We start from the raw sequence: 1,650 nt of genomic DNA on the forward strand, positions 1-1,650 counted from the left end.
CCTGGCCGGCGCGCCTTGCCGCGGCGCTGCAGGCCCGCTTCCCCCAGGCGCGGATCGAGGTGTCGGTGCGCGGCGCGCGCGGCGTCACGGCGATGGAGCACCTCGCCATGCTGCGCGAGGGCGCGCCCGGCGCCGCGCTCGTCGTCTGGCAGGTCGGCACGGTGGAAGCCGCGCGCGGCCTCGATGCGGACGAGATGAGCGACGCACTGCGCAGCGGGATCGAGCGGCTCCGGCGCGGCGGCGCCGACGTCGTGCTGATGGACCAGCAGTTCAGCCGGTTCCTGCGCGCCAACGCCAATGTCGAGCCTTATCGCGACAAGCTGCGGCTCGTCGCCGTGGCGACGGGCACGCCCCTGCTGCGGCGCTATGACCTGATGCAGGGCTGGGCGGAGGGCGGCGGCCCGGACGTGGAACGCGCGGCGCGGAACGAGCGCACGGCGGTGATGGACCGGCTCAACGACTGCGTCGGCCGCGCGCTCGCCGCGATCGTCATCCGCGGCATCGCCCTGTCGCGCTAGATCCCCTTCCTTCCGGCTGGGGTTCGGAGCGGGGCCTCGCCCTCACTTCGCGCGCGGCAGCCGGTCCAGGAAGCCCAGGGAGGCGCGCAGCGCCGCGCGCGTGCGGGTCAGCGTGTGGTCGTCGCCCGGGAAGACCGCGAGCGCCGCGAGGAAAGCGGCCGTGGTGCCGACCTCCTCGGCCTGCCGCGCCAGCCCGCGCGCATCCACCCGCGCCACGTCGAGCGCCCAGTGGATCAGCCGCGACAGGTTGAAGATCGCCGGCGCCCAGTGATGCGGATGCGACAGGTGCATCTTGGCACGCAGCATGCCGCCGACCGTCCGGCGATGCGCCGCCTGGTGCGCGAACCAGCGCATCAGCGCCGCCTGCACCCGCGCCGAGGGTGGGCGGTCCTCCAGCTCCGCCTCCGGCAGCGCCAGCATCGCCTCCAGCGCCTGGCCGAACCAGGCATCCGCGATGGCGTCGGCGTCGCGGTAGGCGCTGCGCAACTCGGCCAGCGTCACGCCGGCGCGCGCCGCCACGCGGTGCAGGCGAAGCTCGTACCAGCCCGTCTCGGCCGCCTCCGCCAGGGCGGCATCCAGCACGCGTTGAGAAAGGCTGTCGCTCATCGTCTTCCCCCTGCGTCGCGTTGCATATGGTTACCTGCCCGGACCGCTCCATCCCTCGGCCTTGATGCGGCCATGGCGCGGGCCGATGTGAGGGGGACCATGGACCGACGCCCCGTTCCCCAGCGCCCCCTGCTGGGCGCGCTGCCCGTGCCCGTGCGGCGTGCCGCCGGCATCACGGCGCTCACCCTCACACTCTGGCTGGCCAGCTTCCTGGCCATATTCACCTGATGAGCCAGTCCTGGCCTCCCGGCGCCGAGGCGGCGCTGCGCGAGGCGCGCGCGCGGGCGGAGCAGGGTGTCGCCGCGGTGCGCGCGGGCACGCGTGGGCTGCTGCTTCCGCTGCTCACCTGGCCGCTCTTCTTCGATAGCATCTGGGAAATCGCCACCGGCGACGTCGTCGGCCTGCTTGCCGCCGCCGGCGGCATGGGCCTCACGCTCGGCGCCACCTGGCTGCTGCGCCGCGGCCGCCGCGGCGACACCAGGCGCGCCGCGCTGCTCACCGGGGCCGCGACTGCCGTGGTCGCCGG

Annotated in this window: 4 protein-coding genes; 3 read left to right on the plus strand and 1 reads right to left on the minus strand. The window is 74.8% G+C overall.

Annotation, left to right across the window (positions count from 1 at the left end; all coding sequences use genetic code 11):
• Positions 1-518: hypothetical protein (locus L2I40_RS22875; protein ID WP_456305763.1), on the plus strand; the 518-nt coding region annotated here is incomplete at its 5' end.
• 42 nt (positions 519-560) lie between these two features.
• Here L2I40_RS22875 and L2I40_RS22880 read toward each other — a convergent pair.
• Positions 561-1,124: a hypothetical protein gene (locus L2I40_RS22880; protein WP_237217663.1), complete on the minus strand. Its 564-nt coding sequence runs from the start codon at positions 1,122-1,124 to the stop codon at positions 561-563.
• 99 nt (positions 1,125-1,223) lie between these two features.
• Here L2I40_RS22880 and L2I40_RS24520 point away from each other — a divergent pair, with 99 nt between their 5' ends.
• Positions 1,224-1,352, plus strand: coding sequence for a hypothetical protein (locus L2I40_RS24520; protein WP_272911007.1), 129 nt, complete (start codon positions 1,224-1,226; stop codon positions 1,350-1,352).
• On the plus strand, positions 1,352-1,650 hold a 299-nt coding region (locus tag L2I40_RS22885; RefSeq protein WP_237217664.1), incomplete at its 3' end, for a hypothetical protein. The genes L2I40_RS24520 and L2I40_RS22885, both read left to right, overlap by 1 nt.

Origin of the sequence: Falsiroseomonas oryziterrae (assembly GCF_021864505.1) — a bacterium.
GTDB lineage: Bacteria > Pseudomonadota > Alphaproteobacteria > Acetobacterales > Acetobacteraceae > Falsiroseomonas > Falsiroseomonas oryziterrae.

What these genes read in the sequence shown, in the direction of transcription:
- L2I40_RS24520 (WP_272911007.1), top strand. Translation starts at nt 1,224, where the DNA reads ATGGACCGACGCCCCGTTCCCCAGCGCCCCCTGCTGGGCGCGCTGCCC.
- L2I40_RS22880 (WP_237217663.1), bottom strand. Translation starts at nt 1,124, where the DNA reads ATGAGCGACAGCCTTTCTCAACGCGTGCTGGATGCCGCCCTGGCGGAG.